Raw genomic sequence first — 18,105 nt, 5'->3', positions numbered from 1 at the left:
AGATCTTCGAGGTGTTGTGAAAGGGAACTGACAAAAAGAGAACGGATTTCTAATTTCGTTCCTTTCATTCCAACCGGCCTGCCGTAGACATTTTTTCCGTCGAGTTTGTATTGAACGGGGATGACGTGGATTATTTTTCTGTTCAGTGAAATTGCTTGCGGGATTTCATTCTCGCTCGCATCCAATCCTTTTTTGATATCAAGTTCGGTAATTTCAGAATCTCCGCGCGAAACGATAACCGAGCTTTGGCAGAGCGTGCCAGAAAGGCCGATGCCTCCAACAGAAAGAAACGCTCGCTTAATTTTTATTTTTGAACTTTTTTCGGCTTGGTCGAGGGCTTTTCGGAGAGCTTTCGATACTTCGTGAATATTAATGACGTAGCCGTGCCGTAGTCCTTTTGATTCCGCGAAACCGGTTCCGATAATTGCTGGCTGGGTGCGAGTTCCTTTTTCAAGCGACGCGACAACTACCTTGATCTGATAGGTTCCGATATCTATTCCGACGGCTATTTTTGTGGACATGGAGAAAATATGTAACGCTGGGCGCGAAACCTATAACGAAATTCAACGGACCAGAATTAAATTCCAAAATGCCTCTGAATTTTCGCTTCCGCTCTCTCCATTGTACCCCCATGCTCCATTCCTTTCAAATGGAACAAACCGTGGATAAGTAATTGTCCGAGGAATGCATCGAATGTCTTTCCAAAGCGAGGCGCTTCTTTTTTTGCAACGCTCGGAGTGATGAAAATTTCGCCACTAGTCTTCGAAAGTGAGAAACTAAGAATGTTTGTCGGCTTGTTTTTCCCGCGGAATTTGTTATTCAATGATTGAGACTCTTTTGGTCCGATAAAAACAAGGCTCAAATCGTAATTCTTTCCAAGAATCTTGTCTTTTAAGGATGAGAAAAGCACCTCTCTTTTAGCAAAGGTGCTTTTCGTTTTGTTTGTGATTTGCATATGGTTGCCCATATGTATTCTATTTCTTTCGCTTCTGTCCTGGAATGTCAGGAGTCATTTTGCCGAGTTTGATGAGATGAAGTACTTCATTTTTTCGGGCGATTTTGGTGAGAGCTCGTTTCTTTCGCTTGTAGAAAGATTCTTCGCGGAGAGTGTATCGGATACTTCGGACACGAGGAAGAACGCCAGAACCCTGGACGCGCTTTGTAAACCTTCGGAGAAGGCTTAGGCTGTTTTCATTTGCATTTCGTGCGACTTCTACGTTTGTTGCCATAGGGCCAAAATACTAACACAGCTCTCGTTTTCTTGCAACTCTGTATCCTTGACTTTGAATGTCTCGAGGCATAATCTGAAAACGGGAAAAGGATGGGCTCATTTTGAGCAACCGCCTTGTGCGGACAAATAGATACAGGAGGACAAGATGAAAATCTTAGCCGTTGTACGCCATGGCGAGTATGAGAAGCGTGATGGCGATTACCGCCTATCCGATTACGGCAAAAGGCAAATTGCCGCGTTGGCTGGGCAAATCAAGACTTCTCTTGTGAATGGGGGGGGTAAACCGAGGATGCTTTCGTCCACGGCGCCACGTGCACTCGATAGTGCGCGGGTGATGTCCGAAGTGCTCGGTGTTCCTTTCGAGGAACATCCGGTTCTTTGGTCTGGCGGTGGTGGCGGAGGCTACCCTGACTGCAAAGCGGTCATGGAACTCATCAAGCAAGATGAGTCGCCGGACGTGGTTATCCTCGTGACCCACCTTGAGTACATCGAGCGCTTTCCGGGGCATTTCGCTACGTCAATCGGTGCCAAGTTTGACGGCGATGAAATTCCCAAGGGTCACGCGTGGATCATCGACGTTGAGAAGAAGTCGATTGACCACTTGAGGTGTGCCGTCTGAAGTCAGATCGGTAACAACTTTGAACCGAAGGGCGTCTCGCGGAGGCGCTCTTTTTATTTTCTATTTAATTTTTTCGATATATCTTTGGAGGTTCTCAATCTTCACCGTCTCTTGCGCGCGGGTTTCCATGTGACGAACAATCACGGAATCTTCCATTGCTTCTTTTTGACCCATGATTATTGCGTAGGGGATTTTTAAATTTTCTGCAGACGTAATTTGACCCACGAGTTTATCTTTACTCAAGGATTGGTAAAGGGGAATTTTTGCCTGTCGCAGAATCTCAAGGACTTTCAAACTTTTCAGTTTTGCTTCAAAACCAAGCTGGACGAAATAAAATTTCGGCCGCTTCATGAGCTTGCCCTTCACTTTTTTGAGTCGTTCTGGCTGGAGGGCTTTGTAGGCGAGAGAAACGCCGACCGCGGGAATTTCTTTTTTCAGTCCGATTTTCTTGGTGATGCTGTCGTATCTCATGCCGATAGCGATCGGGTCTTTTGCATCTCCACTTCGTATTTCAAACACACTCTGTCCGTAGCCTTTTTTGCCGATGAGATGATTGTTGATGGTGTAGGGGATATCGAGCTTCTCAAGATATTCCAAAACTTCTTTGAAATGAACTCGGCTGTTTTCGGAGAGGAAACTTAAAGACTGCGGAGCATCCTCGGCAAGCTCTCTGCATTTCTCGTGATCGCAGGAAAGAAGCTGGAAAGCGTCTTTTTTGAAAATCTGCCGGCATTCTGCGGGCAAAAGCGAAAGATTTTTTCTGTAATAATTTGCAAGTTCTCGGATAAATCGAGCTGTCGAATCTTTGTCTCCCACGCTGTTTATTTCAAGAGTAAGATTTTGGTATCCTTCTTCAGAGAGAATAGTAAGGGCGGTTTTTATGATGATTGCCTCTGCCATGCTTTTTCCCGTACCCAAAATTTCCAAGCCATAATTTTTCAGCGTACTTTTCTTTGTGCGAGCTGGCACAGCAATCGGGCCTTTATAATAGAACATGACAGGCTGGGGCAATTCCGCCATATTCATTTCCATATAGGTTCGGAGTACTGAAATTTTCTCTTCAAGACAAAGAGATGCAGAGAGTTCGCACTCGGATTCTTTTGCGGAGGGTTCGATCTCGCGGAAAAGCTTTGCGACAAGAGTGTCGTGCTTGTTAATCCGCGGAGTGGCGATTGGTACGAAGCCGTAGTAAAGAGCGATCTCGTCTGCTTTCTCGAGAAAAGTATAGCGAGGTTCATTTCGCTTTCGCTCTTGCCGGCTCATTTCTCGCACTTCCGCTTCTTTTTTGTCTGCTGCTCTCTTTTTTTGAAGAGTGGGCATTGTGTACAAAAGTTAGCTAATAAAAGGCTTCCGAGTTTAATTTTTGTAGTCGTGAAATTCTCCGGGGAAGAGTGTTGCTTCACTGAAAGGAAAGAGGCGAAGGAGTGGTCGGCCCAAAATATCTTTTTCTTGCAGAGCTTCAGCGGTTCCGTCCTTGCTCCAGATGCGAGCGTCTTTGCTGTGGGGGCGATTGTCTCCCATGACGAAAAATTCTTTGTCGCCAAGGGTGAGAGAAAGCTTTTGGTCTGGAAAATTCTTCTCTACAATGTACGGCTCGTTCAAAGTGAAACCTTCGGGATGCGCTTTGTTCTTTATAATGACAGCATTTCCGTCTATTGTGACTGTCTCTCCGGGAAGGCCGATGATTCTTTTAATAAAATAGGGTTTTACCTTCTCGTATCCATATTCATATTTGAGAATCACCACATCTCCTCGTTTTGGCGCTTCAAATCGGTAGGTAAGTTCGTCTACAATGAGGTAATCTCGGTCTTTAAATGTTGGATCCATTGATTCGCCGTTCACGATGAAGGGTTGGGCGACGTACATTCGTACAGGAATGACAATAATAAGAGCGAGGAGGATGAATCTGATGAGTTCTGGGATCGAATTCCATGCCCGATGCAAAAAAGATTTTTGTTTCTCATCTTTTTTATCAACGACAGGGTTGTCAGTGTCCATAGATTTTTCTTACCTAAAATTGTATTACGAATGCCTCCTTGACACAAGGGGATTTCGTGTGTTTTAGTGCATTTTTGCGACATTTTTTACTTTGCCGAGCACTTCAGGTACAATGAAAACAACTTTTTATTATTTACTGCGCATTTATGCCTTACATTTTTGTCGGTTTAGGAAATCCTGGAGAAGAATACGAGAATACTCGGCACAATACGGGGCGGATTATGCTTGAATTTTTCCGAAAGTCGCAAAATTTGCCAGAGTGGGAGCAGAATAAAAAAATAAACGCGCTTGTGTCCGAAGGAAAAGTAGGAAAAGAGAAAGTAATGCTCGTCGAACCCGATACTTTTATGAATAAATCTGGGAATGCTCTGAAATCACTGGTAAAATCAAAGAAAGCGGCCGAAAAACTTCTCGTTATTCAAGATGATTTGGATTTGCCGGTGGGGAGAATCAAAATTTCGTTCAACCGGGGGAGCGGAGGGCACCGAGGAATCGAGTCTATTATACGAGCAGTAGGCACCGAAGGCTTTATTCGTCTGCGAGTGGGCATTTCCCCAGAGACAGCGGGCGGAAAAATTAAAAAACCAAGCGGAGAAAAGGCAGTGAATGATTTTATCCTAGGAAAATTCAAACCAGCTGACGAAGCAGAATTTAAAAAGCTTGGGAAAAAGGCAAGCGAAGCGCTGGAAATGCTTTTGAAAGAGGGAAGAGAGAAAGCAACTGGCTTTGCGAATAGTCTATAAATAAAACACCGAGTCATGACGACTCGGTTGTTTCTTTCCCTACAAATTCTTCTCCAGCAACGTGAATGCCGGCGTTCTTAGCTTTCGTGAGGAGAGCCGGCCACTCGCCCCTTACGGAGCTTCTTTCGATCACAAGGCCAAGGTCGAGGCTTATGTGACAGAAAGAAGACCTTGATTTCTCGAAGACCACCGACGGGTACGACCTCCAGACCGAGCCCTGCCTTATCTTCAGTATGGGGACTTTGTAGTCTCCCATGTTTACGATCGCTACGCAGCGAATGCTTACGATCCGGTCACGGCCGGACATGAAATCGGGGAATTTCCCTCCCCACTGTGGCTGGAGCAATGCTTCCCGAGCCGCCAATCGTATTCCTGCTATTGATGTCGGGTCCGGCCTTTCTCCCGTTTGAGAGGGAGGCGGTGAAGAGCTTTCCATGCGGGTTATCCTTTCTCGCTTGGGTGAACTGACGCTTTTCCTACTATAGTCTCCTTCGATATAGAAAGTCAAAGAAAAAACTGCCCTAGGGCAGTTTTTTCTTTTTCGATCGAATTTTACTTTTTATCTACAAACGACAACGCCATCTTCTGCTCTTTCGGATCAAACAGATTGATCTTGAATGAGTAGGTCTTGCCGAGCTCGAGTTTCTCTCGAAGCTTCGCTTCGCCTCCAAATTCGGAGACGTGCACAAGACCTGCAACCCCTTCTTCTATAGAAGCGAGCGCGCCGTGCTTGTTGAATTTGATGACAACGCCTTTCACAACATCATCTTTCTTGTATTTCTTCGAAGCTTCGATCCAAGGATTTGGTTTCAAAGCTTTAACAGAGAGGGAAATTTTGCCGTCTTTAATTTCAATGATCTTTGTTCGGACACGGTCGTTTATCTTGAAGTACTGCTTTGGATCCTCGACAAGCGCCCAGTCAATTTCTGAAATATGCACGAGTCCTTCAAGTCCTTCCTCAACTTTCACGAAGATTCCGAAATCAACGATGCCGGTAACAGTGCCTTCCACCTCATCTCCGACTTTGTATTTCTCGATAATCTTTCCTTTATCTTTTTCTTCATGATTCTTTTCAGAGAAGATGAGCTTGTTCTCTTTCGGAGTAGCGGCGATGATCGCAACAGCAATTTTCTGACCGACAAGCTTTCGAAGCTCTTCAAGGATCTTGTCCTTGTCTCCTTCAGATACGCGAGGGTAGTGCTCCGCTTTCAATTGTGAAGCAGGCAAAAATCCCTGAATGCCTTGCCATTCGAGAATAAGTCCTCCTTTGTTCGCTTCTTTGACAGGAAGCTCGAGAATTGTTTTGTCTCGGATCGCTTCCTCTGCCTGTGTCCAAATGAGCGCCGTTCGAGCCTCCTTGAGAGAGAGTTCGATGTAACCGAGAGGATTTTCGGTATCAACAACTTTTGCCGTGATCGAATCTCCGACATTTATCTTTTTGATAATGTCGCGAGCGGTCAAATATTCTCTTCCGAAAATAATTCCTGTGCCGTACGGAGGCAGGTCAATATAGACGCCTGTCTTATCAAGCGCCAAAACAGTACCTTCGACGAGATCTCCAGCGACCGGAGGATTTTTCGTCTCATTCAAAAACTTGGACATGATGCTGTCCTTTTTCTTTTCGACTGGATGAGCGTCGCCCGCCTTTGCATCCTTTACCTCAACTGCGTCATCTGCTTTTGGAGCAGATTTCTTCTTCGTGTCCATCCCGATGGCGGACATGAGAGTGTTCTTTAATGCCATGAATTATGAATTAAAAGGTCAGAATGCTCATTTCGTAACTGTCGAGCAAACCGGGTTAACTTTTAACGTAATTAGTAATGCCTTGAATCCATCTATAGATGATGAACAGGCAGGGGTTAGTATACGGAAAAGCATGAAAAAGTCAAAGTTTTAATACATAAAAACGAGAAAGGCCATTCTTTCTTTATCGCGATCTCTGATAAAAAAATCAGAGAGCGCTTAGGAATGAATGGCCTGTTTGTGTCCGGCAACAATTTGGCAGTCTGCTTAAAGGGGGAATAGACGAAGTTCGTTCCCTCTTATCTCACAGGCTATCGTTGTCGGATGGTGTGCTGGCGAGTGTTACCCCAATGGCCGTCATTGGCCGTTATGTCAGAGGCGACCGCAATCGCCCCATGGGAGAAACTCCCGGACTTTGTGGGCAACTATTGATCCCCACCAGCACTGGAAATATTAAAAAGAACTTAATGTGATGCGGCGACTCCCATCGACTGATTGAGAACCGCTGTTACGCTTCCTGTTGATGACAGAAGCCGCCGCACCCCTTCTCAGTGTCAACCCCAGTAGTTGACGCTGTGGTACTATCTTACCATATACAGTTTTTTTGTCAAGTTAAATTGAGTCTTATTTCATGGCCTGTTTCAAGAACTTTTTAGACATTCTTTAAGGCCGTGGTATACTCATTTTCATGATAATCACGTACCAAGGCCTCGAATTTTTCAAAATTCAGCAAGGAGATATTACGCTCGCAATCAACCCTATTTCCAAGGATTCCAAACACAAAGGAGCTCGCTTTGGCGCCGATGCTGTGCTTGTGACGACCAATCACCCAGACATGAACGGTGTTGAGCAGATGGAATTTGGCGACAAAAAACCGCTTGTGATCTCTGGTCCCGGAGAATACGAAACAAAAGGAGTTTTCATAAAAGGTTTCGCTTCACCTTCGCACTATTCGATTTCGGGAGGAAAAGAAATTATTAATACTGTCTATCTCGTTTCGTTTGATTCCATGAATATGCTTTTTCTCGGGGCACTCGACACAGTAGATATTCCGAAAGAAATCACGGAGGCGATCGAAGACATTGATATTCTCTTTATACCGATCGGCGGAGAAGGAGTTTTGGATTCTGCTGGCGCGCACAAGCTTGCTGTGAACCTTGAGCCGAAACTTATTATCCCGATGCATTACGGAATGGTGGGGAAAGCAAATGCGTTCAAAGCATTTTTGAAAGAAGAAGGAGAAGAAAACGCTAAGCCCGAAGAAAAATTAACGCTCAAGAAAAAAGATTTGGAAGGGAAGGAAGGGGAGATCGCGGTTTTAACAGCGCCGAGCGCGTAGCGGGTAGCGTTTAGTAAATTCAAACGCATTTTCCTCGACGCTTGACGCTATACGCTGTCAAACATGGATTGGATTGAAAAAATACGAAATAAACCTGAACGACAGAGAAGAATTATTCTCTGGGTGAGTTCTACTGTGTTGACGCTTATTTTTGTTTTGGCGTGGTGGATTTTGCCTCGGGGAGGAAATACTCCGGCGCCTGATAATCAAGCGGCATCTCTCGCAACTCCTCCGTTTGAACAGTTAAAAAGTGCGACTGGAAAAGCATTAGAAAACATTGGCAACCAATATTCTTCGCTGAAAAAAACGCTTGGTTTTTAGCTCGGGCCCCAGCCCCAAAAGGTCACACGGGCTCGCGCTTCGCCCCATGAGGGATGTGCCTATTCGGCACGCGCTCTCGCCCTGGGTTGGGGCGGGGTTAATGCTCGCAAGCCGCAATAAATTTTTGTGTTTTTAGACACAAAAATTTATTGCGGGCGAGCATTAAAAATGCTATAATTATCCCCATAATGCCTGAAGAAAAAGAGCCAAAAGACCCTGCAAAAGCGCATCAAAACGTTGTCTCGCGAGGCATCGTGACCGAGATGAAAGACTCGTATCTCGACTACGCGATGTCGGTGATCACTTCTCGTGCTCTTCCTGATGTGCGTGATGGACTCAAGCCTGTGCACCGCAGAATTCTTTTTGCGATGCATGAGAAAGGGCTAACTGCTTCCGCAAAATTTAAAAAATCCGCAACGGTAGTCGGAGAGGTGCTCGGTAGTTACCACCCACATGGAGATGCGTCCGTATATGAAGCGATGGTGAAAATGGCGCAGACTTTTTCCTTCCGTTATCCGCTCATTATCGGCCAGGGAAACTTCGGTTCGATCGACGGAGACGGTGCTGCAGCATACCGATATACCGAAGCAAAAATGTCCCGCATTTCAAGCGAGCTTCTTCGAGATATTGAAAAGGAAACTGTCGAGTGGCGGCCAAACTACGATGGTTCAAAGAAAGAGCCGGCCGTACTTCCAGCTGCAGTTCCAAATCTATTATTGAATGGAACACTTGGCATCGCCGTTGGTATGGCAACAAACATCGCTCCGCATAATCTTCGCGAGGTTGTTGATGCAACTGTGCACCTCATTGAGAATTCTGACGCGACGACTGAGGATTTGCTTCAATTTGTAAAAGGGCCGGACTTTCCAACGGGCGGACTTATCTTCGGCTGGAAAGATATTCAGCATGCCTATGCAAACGGAAAAGGTCCGATTGTCTGCCGAGGCGAAGCGGAAATTGTAGAGACCAAACAGGGCGCATTTCAAATCATCATTACTTCAATTCCATATCGGGTGAACAAGGCCGAACTGATTATCAAAATTGCGGATTTGGTTCGCGAGAAAAAGCTCGAGGGAGTGAAGGGCCTTCGCGATGAATCTGCAAAAGATATTCGCATTGTCGTTGATATCAAGCAGGGTGCTTATCCGGAAAAAGTTTTGAACTTTATTTACAAGCATACCCAGCTCGAAGATACTTTCCATTTCAATACCGTCGCGCTTGTCCACGGTGTTCCGCAGACACTTTCTCTCAAGGCAATTCTTGAGGAATTTATTACACACCGAAAACTCATCGTCCGCCGAAGAACGGAATTTGATTTACGACAAGCTGAAGCACGCGAGCATATTCTCCTCGGACTTTCAAAGGCGCTCGATCATATCGATGCGATCATCAAGCTCATCAAAAAGTCTGCCGATACTCCGACCGCGCACGCGAATTTGATGAAAGAGTATAAGTTTTCCGAAATTCAGGCCACCGCTATTTTGGACATGAAACTTCAGCGTCTTGCCGGACTTGAACGAAAGAAGATCGAAGACGAGCTCAAAGCTGTCCAGGAGACTATTAAAGATTTGAAAGATATTTTAAAGAGTGCAAGCCGAATTCTCACTATCATCAAAAATGAGCTCAAAGAAATTTCCGCAAAATATGGAGATGACCGCCGAACCAAGCTCATTAAACACGATCCAAAATCATTCTCTGCGGAAGATTTGATCCCAGATACGGAAAGCATGCTTGTGTTGACTGCTGGCGGATATGTAAAGCGAACTTCGCCCGATGAATATCGAAAACAGAAACGCGGAGGGGTTGGCGTTGTGGATCTTGATACCAAAGAAGAAGATTTTATTACGACATTTCTCACAACGTCTACTCATAATGACCTTCTTTTCTTTACCGATAAAGGAAAGGCCTACCAGATAAAGATGTACGAAATTCCTGAGGGCAAACGCGCGACAAAAGGAAAAGCGATCATCAATTTCCTTTCACTTGCTCCGGATGAAAAGGTGACTTCTGTTTTGCCGATGTCGAAGGATATTAAGAAACAGGAAAATCTTTCGATTCTTATGGTTACGAAAGAGGGAACTGGAAAGAAAGTAACCGCGGAAAATTTTGTTGAAGTTCGACGAAGCGGTCTTATCGCTATCAAACTTGATGAAAAGGATGAGCTCATTTCAGCTTCATTTGTTGATAAGAATCAAACCGCGATTATTACTACGTCAAAAGGCCAATCGATTCGATTTAAAGAATCTGATGTGCGCGTGATGGGAAGAAATGCGGCGGGAGTACGGGTAATGAAGCTTTCAAAAGGCGATGCTGTGATTGCTGCAGAAGTTATTACAGCCGAAGCGAAAGATACGATGCTTCTTGGTATTACTGCAAATGGCTACGGAAAAAGAACTCCGCTTAAGGAATATAAAATTCAAAAACGAGGAGGGTCGGGAATTAAGACTGCAAAAATTACGCCCAAAACTGGTGCGCTCATTGCCTCTCGCGTAACCACTCCAGAAGAAACAGAAATTGTAGCCATTTCGAAGAAAAGCCAAGTTATTCGAACCGATATTGAAGGAATCCCATCTCTTGGAAGACAGACGCAAGGAGTGCGCATTATGAAATTACGCGAAGGGGATGCTATAGCCTCACTAGTAACCCTCTAGTTCGGCTTTTGTTACGGGAGATTTTCTGTCTCTTCTGTCTTTCCAAATTTTTTCTTAAGCCATTCTTTTATCTTTTTATAAAAGAGAAGGTCAATTCCGATAAGCTCGAGACCAATAGGAATGAGCCAGGAGCCCGGAGTAAGGGGAGTGAAGAGCGCGAGAAGCCCGACGATGATGAGAATAATCCCAATCGTTTTTTTCACGCGCGGGTCTTTTAATTTTTCACGAAGGTAGAGTGGCATCGCTCTATTGTATCTTAATATCACGTTTATTCTCAATTAAAGCAAAATAACACCCAAGGGTGTTATTTGTGCTGAAGGCTCCGGGGACAGGAATATCGGTCGTTACACGACCAGTGGCCCGATTGGATTTTTTCTACAAAAAAATGCTCAATTGGGCTTCGATCCCTGCCGAAAGCAACTTTGGTTGCTTTCTTCCCCGGGCAAGCAAAAAACCGCTTGCGCGGTTTTTCTTGCTCCGGGGACAGGGATCGAACCTGTGACCAATCGCTTAACAGGCGACTGCTCTACCGCTGAGCTACCCCGGAATAAATTTCTCCGAAAGAACTTTTGTATGATAGCAGAAAACACTCTCGAGGCAAAGTTGTGGCCAGGATGATCCTTGCTACTAATAATTCTGTGATATAGTGAAAAAGTCATGAAAAAGATTACAACTCAAGAATATGCTTTGGCTTTTGCTCTCGTAATAATGATGTTTTCAATTTTTCTAGGATCATCCTTAAAATCGTCTAAACCTTCTCATTTCTCTTTGACAGATGTCTTAGCTACGCATTCTTCTTGGGAAAAAGTAGTGATTATTCTTTTAATTTTGTGCATTGTATTCGATTTCTATCTCACACGGAGGAATGTACAAAAAAGGGTGTATGATTTGAAGATTAAGCCGAGAGAAATTGCTTTGAAAAAAATTTTTGATATCATTTCTCCTATCGCCATTCTTCTTATTGTTTTGATTCTGCTTATATAACACATGACCATTTCCAGAAAAAAATTTGTTATCATCTTCCTAATCTGCGCATTCGCCTTTATGTTTATTTCAAACACGCTTTTTGGTGGAGATGCGCGGGTCTTCCCTCAACCGCCCCAGTCTTGGTTGGGGACGGCTTCACCGGTCGCGTGGAAGAGTGTTGGATACAAAATTCTTTTGCCTGTCAAAATGGTTTTGATAGGGCCCATGCTTTTTACCGGGAGCTTCTTGCGAGAGGATCCGCCGCCTCCATTCGTTGCCGCTGTATTTGCTTTCTACTGGTCTATCCTTGCTTTAATTCTTTATTACTTCATTGGTGTAATAAAGAGTAAGAAAAAAGTTTCAAATTGACTTTTCCTGCGAGCGTCATACTCTTAATATATGATGTTTGAAGATTCCAAAAAACAACTTCACATAATAGAGACTCATGAAGACGAAGTGAAAGCGGATGAGTTTTTTCAACTCCAAGGACTTTCTGACAAAGAAAGGGATATTGCTTTGCTCGCATTAAAATCAATAGGGAAAGGAGAGCAAGATTTAGCGGCGGGCAGTCTCGGCAGCCATGTTGGCCTGGAACATGTCGCAGGAGTAAGGCCTGAGAGACTGAAAGTTATTTCATTGGCTGTGCAAGCGTGGCTTCGCAAAGAGAATTAAATTGTTTTTAATTCTTGCTTTAAAATCAGTGCAGCAAAAATCCGCCCTATGGCGGATTTTTGCTGCTAGCTTTCGCTAGGTCCTAGTGATGGTTTGTGTAGCTTACACATTGACCCTGATTCTTGAAGCTTGGGTTTGTGAAAGTTTTCCATCCGCCATTCTTACATGCGTCCTTCTCTGCTGGAGTAGGCGTTGGGGTAGGGGTAGGTGTTGGAGGGAAGATGGTTGTTGGATCACCGGTGAGATTTGTATTCTCTGCGGTTACCACTTTACCATTCTCCAACGTGACTGTTGCTACTACTCTTGTAGCAGGGACACTTTGTCCATACTGCGTCTCTCTTACATTCGTCCAATACCCGTCTGTAGCGTAATCAAACGTTCCGGATACATCAAACGGAGAAGAGATCTGCGAACCGGTGAGTGTGTTGCCCACTTTCGCCGTAGCAGTGTTTGTCTGAAGAAGCGTGCTTCCAGCATACAATTTCACTACCACTGACTGAACATGCGCGAATGTCGCATCAGTCAATCCGAATCCTGCAGTGTAACCTTTGAGCTGGCCAAGACCGGTGTCATAATTTACGACGCCGAAATCTTCAGCGGCTAAAGATCCAGGCAAAGCTGTTGCCGTACCACTTGTTGTCATGAAGGTACCTGCTCGCGAACCTCCTTGGTAATTATCAGACCATGTGCCTGACATTGTTCCGTTTGAAGCAATGGTTCCTGATACATGCATTGTCGTCTGGGGCGTCACAGCATCCGCTGTCGCAGTATAGTTTGCGTAGAAGTTAATCGTGTCGCCGGAAACTGTTCCGGAAGTGATTACCCAAGTGTATACATTTGCTCCAACTGGACTTCCTCCGTTTCCAGTCAGATTTCCCGTATTGTCTTGGGTCAGCGTCATATCATGGGCGTAGTCAGTTCCTAGATAGTTGAAAGCTACTACATAATTTCCTGTCGCGTTCCAATTCGGTGCTGCCGCCCCTACAGGCAAGGCAAACGCTAGGGGAGCTAGAAGCGTACCGATTAGGGCGATTTTGGCAATAGTTTTTTTCATGATTATTTTTTTGTGATTAGTCTTGTAATGTTTTATTACTAATGAATAAGGATAATCGACCTCGCTATGGGCTTACACTATAGTCGTCGTATAAGATGCGGAAACATTACCGTTTATAGAACTGTGCGCTAGATTCATGGTTTAGCAAGTACTCACGCAGCCATTGCAATGGAACCCTTTCTGTTACGTCATTGCAATATACAAATACGCTATGGCATTCTGGAACAAAATAAACAGCCAAGGAAATATCGATGATCGGGATCGGCGCGGGGTGCGACCGGGTGTCATTGTGGGCGGAGGTTTGGGATTAACAGGTCTGGTTATTGTCTTACTTATGAATTTTCTCGGCGGAGGAAGCGTGGGCGATGTCCTTACGCAATTACAAGATGTTCAGACGGAGACTTCGCAATCCTATGATGCAAAAGATTTTGAAGGCGCGGATAGTTATGAAGTATTTGCATCGAAGGTTCTCGGTTCTGCCAATGATATGTGGTCAAAAGTATTTGCAGAAAGCGATATGGCCTATGACGAACCAAAACTGGTGCTCTTTCGCACCGCCACAGACTCCGGCTGTGGCGGTGCCGATGCCCGCGTAGGTCCTCACTATTGCCCGCTTGATCAAACCATTTATCTCGACGAGACATTCTTTGATGAACTGACGACACGGCTTGGCGCGGAAGGTGGCGATGTGGCCGAAGCTTATGTTATCGCTCATGAAGTCGGCCACCACGTACAGTATCAGCTCTATGATCTTCCGGATAATTTGTCTAATGAGGAATCAATACAGCTTGAGTTGCAAGCTGATTGTTTCGCCGGGCTTTGGGCCTATTCTCTGAAAGATTTGGGCGTTTTTGAACCCGGAGAAATACATGAGGCGATAGATGCGGCAGGAGCCGTCGGAGACGATCGCATCCAATCAGAAGTAACAGGAAGGGTAAATCCGGAATCGTGGACCCACGGCTCGTCAGCTCAGCGTATCGCTGCATTCAATAAAGGGTATGAATCCGGTTTAGTGAAAGAATGCGGGGTATATCCGCTTCTTTAAAGAGGAATGAACCATGCTATAATAAATGAAAGGTCCTTTATCAATTTTAATCACTTATTTTTCATGTCATTACTCACTATCGCAGAAGTTGTTTTTTTCCTTGTTTTCGGTGTCAGCCATTTTTATCCTTTTAAATATTCTCAGGTAATCTCTGCCATCGCAGCTATCGTGGTCGGGGTTCTCTTGCTTGTTCGATTTTAGTATTTGAGAAACAAAAAAACTCGCTTAAAAAAAGAGTTTTTTTGTTGCCAACTTTTCTGGGGTGATTAGTAAAAGCCCTTATTTTTTGATACGATTTTATGTATGGAAACGTATCCAAAGGTGTATTACGAAAGCAAAAAGAGAACCCTCTTTCTCGCTTCCTATTTTCTCATTCCGTATCTTTTATCAATTTTGTATTATGCGTATTTGAGTGCTTCCGATACGGTTTTCGCCCTCTTTTTACTGAAGGGAGTGTTTCTCACAATTGTCTTCTTTTCTATTTTTCTGTATTTCTATCCCGCATCTACACTCGAGCTTTACCAGACTCATTTTGTGCATAAAAAAGGCAAATTCTTTCTCACCGCGACGTGGCCGGAAGTAGAGACAATTGCTTTCCAGGGTTCTGCGGGGAGTTTAGCGACTGCTTTACCATCCGCATTTCGCATATACACAAAGAAAGGGAAGACGAAATTGATCGAGACAAAAACTTTGAAGATCTCGGGTCCGCAAGATGCAAAAATTGATCTCGTAGCATTTGTGAGAGAATTACAGACTCTCTCCGGCAAGAAAGTTTTATTGAAAGGAATGTACACGAACCAATTCAGCAAAGCGTCTTTTGAAGATTATGCGAAGGGTGCTGGGATGATAAAATGACCTCATTGAGGGGGCAAAGAAAGCGTGTTTTTGTTATAATTATTTTGTAAGTTTTTAGTAATGTAATTTTTTATAAAAAGTATGGTAATCAATTATTGGGCGGTGTTGGTTTCTGCAGTAGCAAGCATGGTCGTAGGATCAATTTGGTACGGACCACTGTTTGGCAAAAAGTATATGCAAGCAATGGGTATGGATTCATGGAGTCCGGAACAGCGGGAGAAAATGAAGAAATCCATGACGCTTTCGTATGTCGGCCAATTTGTTGCAAGTCTCGTAATGTTTTTTGTTTTGGCTTGGTATATCGGTACCAGTATTCATACTGGTTTGTACGGCGGTGTGGAGAATGCATTTGGAGTATGGATTGGTTTTGTTGTTCCGCTTAAATTGGGCGATGTGCTTTGGGGCGGAAAAAAATCTTTATTTTGGATCGGAATTGGCGGAATGCTCGTAACACTCTTGGTTGCTGGCGCGATTATCGGCGTATGGCAATAATAAAGACTAAAAGTTTTGAACTGGGAATTTATCTCAAAGGCAATCCTGCTTCAGAAAAACTTGCCATAATTATTCCAGGCAGGTTGGATAGCAAAGATTATATTCACAACACCATTCTTGTTGATTATTTGGCGGGCCGAGGATATCTTGCGCTCTCTTTTGACCCGCCTGGGGTGTGGGAAAGTCCCGGGGGAATTGAGCTTTATACCACGACGAATTATTTGAAGGCGGTTGACGAGCTTTTCGAACATTTTGGAAATAAACCGACGTTACTTGCCGGGCACAGTAGAGGTGGAACTGTCGCTATGTTAGCTGGGGCGAAAAATCCGCACGTGACCCATATTGTCGCAATCATGTCATACTACGGGGCACCGAGTGCTCCGAGCAAAGAGGATGAAGCTTTGGGAAAGAAAGTCAGTTTCCGAGATATCCCACCCGGCGAGTATGAGACGAAAGAAAAGAAAAAATTTGAATTGCCAATCAATTACTTTATTGACGGCCAGCAGTATGATGCGTTGCCAGCATTAAAAACATGCACCAAGCCGAAATTATTTTTCTACGGCATATGGGATGAAGACACTCTTCCCGAAGATGTGAAGAAGGCTTATGAAGAATCTGCGGAACCGAAAATGCTACACGCTTTGGATTCGAATCATGATTATCGGTATCGTCCGGAGGCTATACAAGAGGTGAATAAAGTAGTTGAAGAGTTTCTCGATAGGTATAAATAAAAAGAGTGAAAGCAAGTTCCCTGTATTACGTCTTACTGTATTATTCATTAACTATTTAATTTTAAAAACATGCAAAAAATAACCCCCTGTCTGTGGTTTGACAAAAATGCTGAAGAAGCGGTCAACTTTTACGTTTCTATTTTTAAAAATTCGCCTTTCGCAAAAGGGGAATCAAAAATCGGGAACATAGCTTGGTATGGGAAAGAGGGGTTTGAAGTTCATCACATGCCTGCAGGGACTGTTTTGACGATTGAATACACCCTCGCAGATAATAATTTTTTGGCTTTAAATGGCGGGCCGGTATTTCATTTCGATGCTGGGATTTCTTTTATCATAGATTGTGGGTCGCAAGAAGAAGTAGATTATTACTGGGAAAAACTTTCTCTGGGGGGAGACCCAAAGTCACAGCAATGCGGATGGCTTAAAGATAAATTCGGGTTGTCGTGGCAAGTGGTTCCGAAAATTTTAGGAGAACTTCTGGCGGATAAAGACAAAGCAAAAGCGGGGCGCGTTATGACAGCTATGCTTCAGATGCAAAAAATCGTTATTAAAGATTTAGAAACGGCATACGAGGGGAAGTAATGTTTTGGTAATAAAAAGCGCCGCAGGGGTTCCTACCCCGCGGCGTTTCAACTTCCATTTCATCGGTGTCGCTTGTTAACGTAGCGTCATCACCTGGCGCATCCGCAAAGTTCTGGCATCGAGGACCAGGCAATCTGAACCGGGCATTCTGGTCTGGCAGAGCGCGTCCAAACCAAAGGGCTTGACGACATTCTCAGGGTCAAATGGTTCAACCCCAATCGCTCGAAGTGCGGGGAAATGATGTGCCGCTTCAATCCATTCCCAGATAGGAACACCCTTTGGTTCTTCGAGCGGTTCCCTCATCCCGTTCACCAGCTCAAGGTACCAAACCAGATGGCCGGCCTTTGCTTCGAGGATATCCGCAGCGGTGAACCCGAGCTTGTTCCAGTGGCCAGTGTCCACCTGAAAGCCAAGCCAGTCCTCAAAACCACGAATGGCTTCACGAAGATTTCGGAACTTGTTCGGGACCGTTGGGTCTTCGAAATTGTTCAGGATCTCAATCGCGAGTCTCGTCTGGTTTTCCTGACCAAAATCCCGTAACCTTCCCATCCAACAACACAGGTTTTCCTGCCGGAACTCGCAACCCTTGACCACGTGGCGAACGTAGGCCGGCCCAAGAGCCAACGACGGGCCGAGGCCACAGGTCGAAAGGTCAACCGAATATGGCATCTGGAGACGCAGTTCATTAAGCACCTCGTCGCTTTCAAGCGGGTTCAGCGGATCCTTCCCACTGCCCTTATTGAACAGGCAAGCGATGCCTTTCATCCTTGTGTCCGCGAATACCTCGGAAATTGCGGCCGGCGGATATTCGGGCGGGATGAGGGCCGGTACGATGACCATGCCCCCATACCCCAAGCGCTTACTGTGCTCCAGATTCGCCCGAAGAGTATCCGGGCTAAACTTACCACCGTAGGCAAGCCAATGCGAAAAAATCTCATCTGATGGTAGCGTGATGCTAGTCATGTCGTCCTCCTCACTTTTTTCAACATCAGGAATCGGGCTTGGAAAACAGTTTTCCGAAGCTTTCCTGATTACTTTTGTGCCGAAGCGAATAGTACAACTT

The 18,105-nt window shown here is 44.8% G+C and carries 23 protein-coding genes and 1 tRNA gene; 13 read left to right on the top strand and 11 right to left on the bottom strand.

The genetic code is table 11. The annotated features are described in order from the left end of the window. The 3 genes from PHS53_04475 to PHS53_04465 form a co-directional block, all read right to left on the bottom strand. On the bottom strand, window positions 1-521 hold a 521-nt coding region (locus PHS53_04475), incomplete at its 3' end, for a hypothetical protein (protein MDD5357374.1). 56 nt (window positions 522-577) lie between these two features. Next, complete coding sequence (ybeY, locus tag PHS53_04470; GenBank protein ID MDD5357373.1) at window positions 578-955, bottom strand: rRNA maturation RNase YbeY; 378 nt, start codon at window positions 953-955, stop codon at window positions 578-580. A 19-nt stretch (window positions 956-974) separates the two neighbouring features. Continuing rightward, entirely contained in the window at window positions 975-1,229 is a 255-nt protein-coding gene (locus PHS53_04465) for a hypothetical protein (GenBank protein ID MDD5357372.1), read from the bottom strand. Window positions 1,230-1,376: 147 nt separating this feature from the next. Between PHS53_04465 and PHS53_04460 the strand changes: the two genes are divergently transcribed. Then, window positions 1,377-1,850 carry a histidine phosphatase family protein gene (locus PHS53_04460; GenBank protein MDD5357371.1) on the top strand — a complete coding sequence of 158 codons (474 nt, stop codon included), beginning with the start codon at window positions 1,377-1,379 and terminating at the stop codon, window positions 1,848-1,850. Between the two features lie 60 nt (window positions 1,851-1,910). Here the strand turns inward: PHS53_04460 and PHS53_04455 are convergent, their stop codons facing one another. After that, window positions 1,911-3,170, bottom strand: coding sequence for a His/Gly/Thr/Pro-type tRNA ligase C-terminal domain-containing protein (locus PHS53_04455; protein MDD5357370.1), 1,260 nt, complete (start codon window positions 3,168-3,170; stop codon window positions 1,911-1,913). A gap of 36 nt (window positions 3,171-3,206) precedes the next feature. After that, a complete protein-coding gene (gene lepB, locus PHS53_04450) occupies window positions 3,207-3,848 on the bottom strand; it encodes a signal peptidase I (protein ID MDD5357369.1) in 642 nt (213 codons plus the stop codon). A gap of 146 nt (window positions 3,849-3,994) precedes the next feature. On the opposite strand from lepB, the gene pth reads away from it, so the two are divergent. Next, a complete protein-coding gene (gene pth / locus PHS53_04445) occupies window positions 3,995-4,591 on the top strand; it encodes an aminoacyl-tRNA hydrolase (protein MDD5357368.1) in 597 nt (198 codons plus the stop codon). A 13-nt stretch (window positions 4,592-4,604) separates the two neighbouring features. Here the strand turns inward: pth and PHS53_04440 are convergent, their stop codons facing one another. Together PHS53_04440 and PHS53_04435 are read right to left on the bottom strand one after the other, a co-directional pair. Continuing rightward, a complete protein-coding gene (locus PHS53_04440; GenBank protein ID MDD5357367.1) occupies window positions 4,605-5,027 on the bottom strand; it encodes a hypothetical protein in 423 nt (140 codons plus the stop codon). Window positions 5,028-5,143: 116 nt separating this feature from the next. Beyond that, on the bottom strand, window positions 5,144-6,334 hold the full coding sequence (locus tag PHS53_04435) for a S1 RNA-binding domain-containing protein (protein MDD5357366.1): 1,191 nt from the start codon (window positions 6,332-6,334) through the stop codon (window positions 5,144-5,146). 688 nt (window positions 6,335-7,022) lie between these two features. Between PHS53_04435 and PHS53_04430 the strand changes: the two genes are divergently transcribed. The 3 genes from PHS53_04430 (at window position 7,023) to gyrA (ending at window position 10,645) form a co-directional block, all read left to right on the top strand. Then, a complete protein-coding gene (locus tag PHS53_04430; GenBank protein MDD5357365.1) occupies window positions 7,023-7,673 on the top strand; it encodes an MBL fold metallo-hydrolase in 651 nt (216 codons plus the stop codon). 63 nt (window positions 7,674-7,736) lie between these two features. Continuing rightward, entirely contained in the window at window positions 7,737-7,994 is a 258-nt protein-coding gene (locus tag PHS53_04425; GenBank protein MDD5357364.1) for a hypothetical protein, read from the top strand. Window positions 7,995-8,182: 188 nt separating this feature from the next. Further along, window positions 8,183-10,645, top strand: a complete 2,463-nt coding sequence (gene gyrA, locus PHS53_04420) for a DNA gyrase subunit A (protein ID MDD5357363.1) — start codon at window positions 8,183-8,185, stop codon at window positions 10,643-10,645. An 11-nt stretch (window positions 10,646-10,656) separates the two neighbouring features. Here gyrA and PHS53_04415 read toward each other — a convergent pair whose 3' ends face one another. Further along, a complete protein-coding gene (locus PHS53_04415; protein ID MDD5357362.1) occupies window positions 10,657-10,887 on the bottom strand; it encodes a PGPGW domain-containing protein in 231 nt (76 codons plus the stop codon). A gap of 233 nt (window positions 10,888-11,120) precedes the next feature. Then, window positions 11,121-11,192 (bottom strand) — tRNA-Asn (locus PHS53_04410). A 110-nt stretch (window positions 11,193-11,302) separates the two neighbouring features. On the opposite strand from PHS53_04410, the gene PHS53_04405 reads away from it, so the two are divergent. Genes PHS53_04405 through PHS53_04395 form a run of 3 tightly spaced genes read left to right on the top strand, consistent with a single transcriptional unit; the run spans window position 11,303 to window position 12,283 of the window. Further along, window positions 11,303-11,629 carry a hypothetical protein gene (locus tag PHS53_04405; GenBank protein MDD5357361.1) on the top strand — a complete coding sequence of 109 codons (327 nt, stop codon included), beginning with the start codon at window positions 11,303-11,305 and terminating at the stop codon, window positions 11,627-11,629. Window positions 11,630-11,632: 3 nt separating this feature from the next. After that, window positions 11,633-11,980 (top strand): hypothetical protein, encoded by a 348-nt coding sequence (locus PHS53_04400; protein ID MDD5357360.1) that lies wholly within the window; start codon window positions 11,633-11,635, stop codon window positions 11,978-11,980. A 30-nt stretch (window positions 11,981-12,010) separates the two neighbouring features. Beyond that, window positions 12,011-12,283 (top strand): hypothetical protein, encoded by a 273-nt coding sequence (locus tag PHS53_04395; protein MDD5357359.1) that lies wholly within the window; start codon window positions 12,011-12,013, stop codon window positions 12,281-12,283. Window positions 12,284-12,365: 82 nt separating this feature from the next. On the opposite strand, the gene PHS53_04390 is transcribed toward PHS53_04395, so the two are convergent. Beyond that, complete coding sequence (locus PHS53_04390; protein MDD5357358.1) at window positions 12,366-13,337, bottom strand: hypothetical protein; 972 nt, start codon at window positions 13,335-13,337, stop codon at window positions 12,366-12,368. A gap of 211 nt (window positions 13,338-13,548) precedes the next feature. On the opposite strand from PHS53_04390, the gene PHS53_04385 reads away from it, so the two are divergent. The 5 genes from PHS53_04385 to PHS53_04365 all read left to right on the top strand — a co-directional run bounded on the left by PHS53_04385 (window position 13,549) and on the right by PHS53_04365 (window position 17,042). After that, window positions 13,549-14,382: a neutral zinc metallopeptidase gene (locus PHS53_04385; protein ID MDD5357357.1), complete on the top strand. Its 834-nt coding sequence runs from the start codon at window positions 13,549-13,551 to the stop codon at window positions 14,380-14,382. A 303-nt stretch (window positions 14,383-14,685) separates the two neighbouring features. Then, entirely contained in the window at window positions 14,686-15,237 is a 552-nt protein-coding gene (locus tag PHS53_04380; protein ID MDD5357356.1) for a hypothetical protein, read from the top strand. 81 nt (window positions 15,238-15,318) lie between these two features. Beyond that, on the top strand, window positions 15,319-15,729 hold the full coding sequence (locus PHS53_04375) for a DUF1761 domain-containing protein (protein ID MDD5357355.1): 411 nt from the start codon (window positions 15,319-15,321) through the stop codon (window positions 15,727-15,729). Next, on the top strand, window positions 15,720-16,460 hold the full coding sequence (locus tag PHS53_04370; GenBank protein MDD5357354.1) for an alpha/beta fold hydrolase: 741 nt from the start codon (window positions 15,720-15,722) through the stop codon (window positions 16,458-16,460). Before PHS53_04375 ends, PHS53_04370 begins: the two co-directional genes overlap by 10 nt. Before the next feature lie 69 nt (window positions 16,461-16,529). After that, the gene (locus PHS53_04365) at window positions 16,530-17,042 is read left to right on the top strand and encodes a VOC family protein (GenBank protein ID MDD5357353.1); all 513 of its coding nucleotides are present in this window, start codon (window positions 16,530-16,532) and stop codon (window positions 17,040-17,042) included. Window positions 17,043-17,117: 75 nt separating this feature from the next. On the opposite strand, the gene PHS53_04360 is transcribed toward PHS53_04365, so the two are convergent. Next, window positions 17,118-18,005 carry a hypothetical protein gene (locus PHS53_04360; protein MDD5357352.1) on the bottom strand — a complete coding sequence of 296 codons (888 nt, stop codon included), beginning with the start codon at window positions 18,003-18,005 and terminating at the stop codon, window positions 17,118-17,120. Window positions 18,006-18,105: the final 100 nt, after the last annotated feature.

The organism is Candidatus Paceibacterota bacterium (assembly GCA_028714635.1).
Taxonomy (GTDB): Bacteria; Patescibacteriota; Minisyncoccia; order Phycocordibacterales; family JAQTLZ01; genus JAQTLZ01.
The sequence above is the reverse complement of the archived record's forward strand: the minus strand, read 5'-3'. Positions and strand labels throughout refer to the sequence as shown.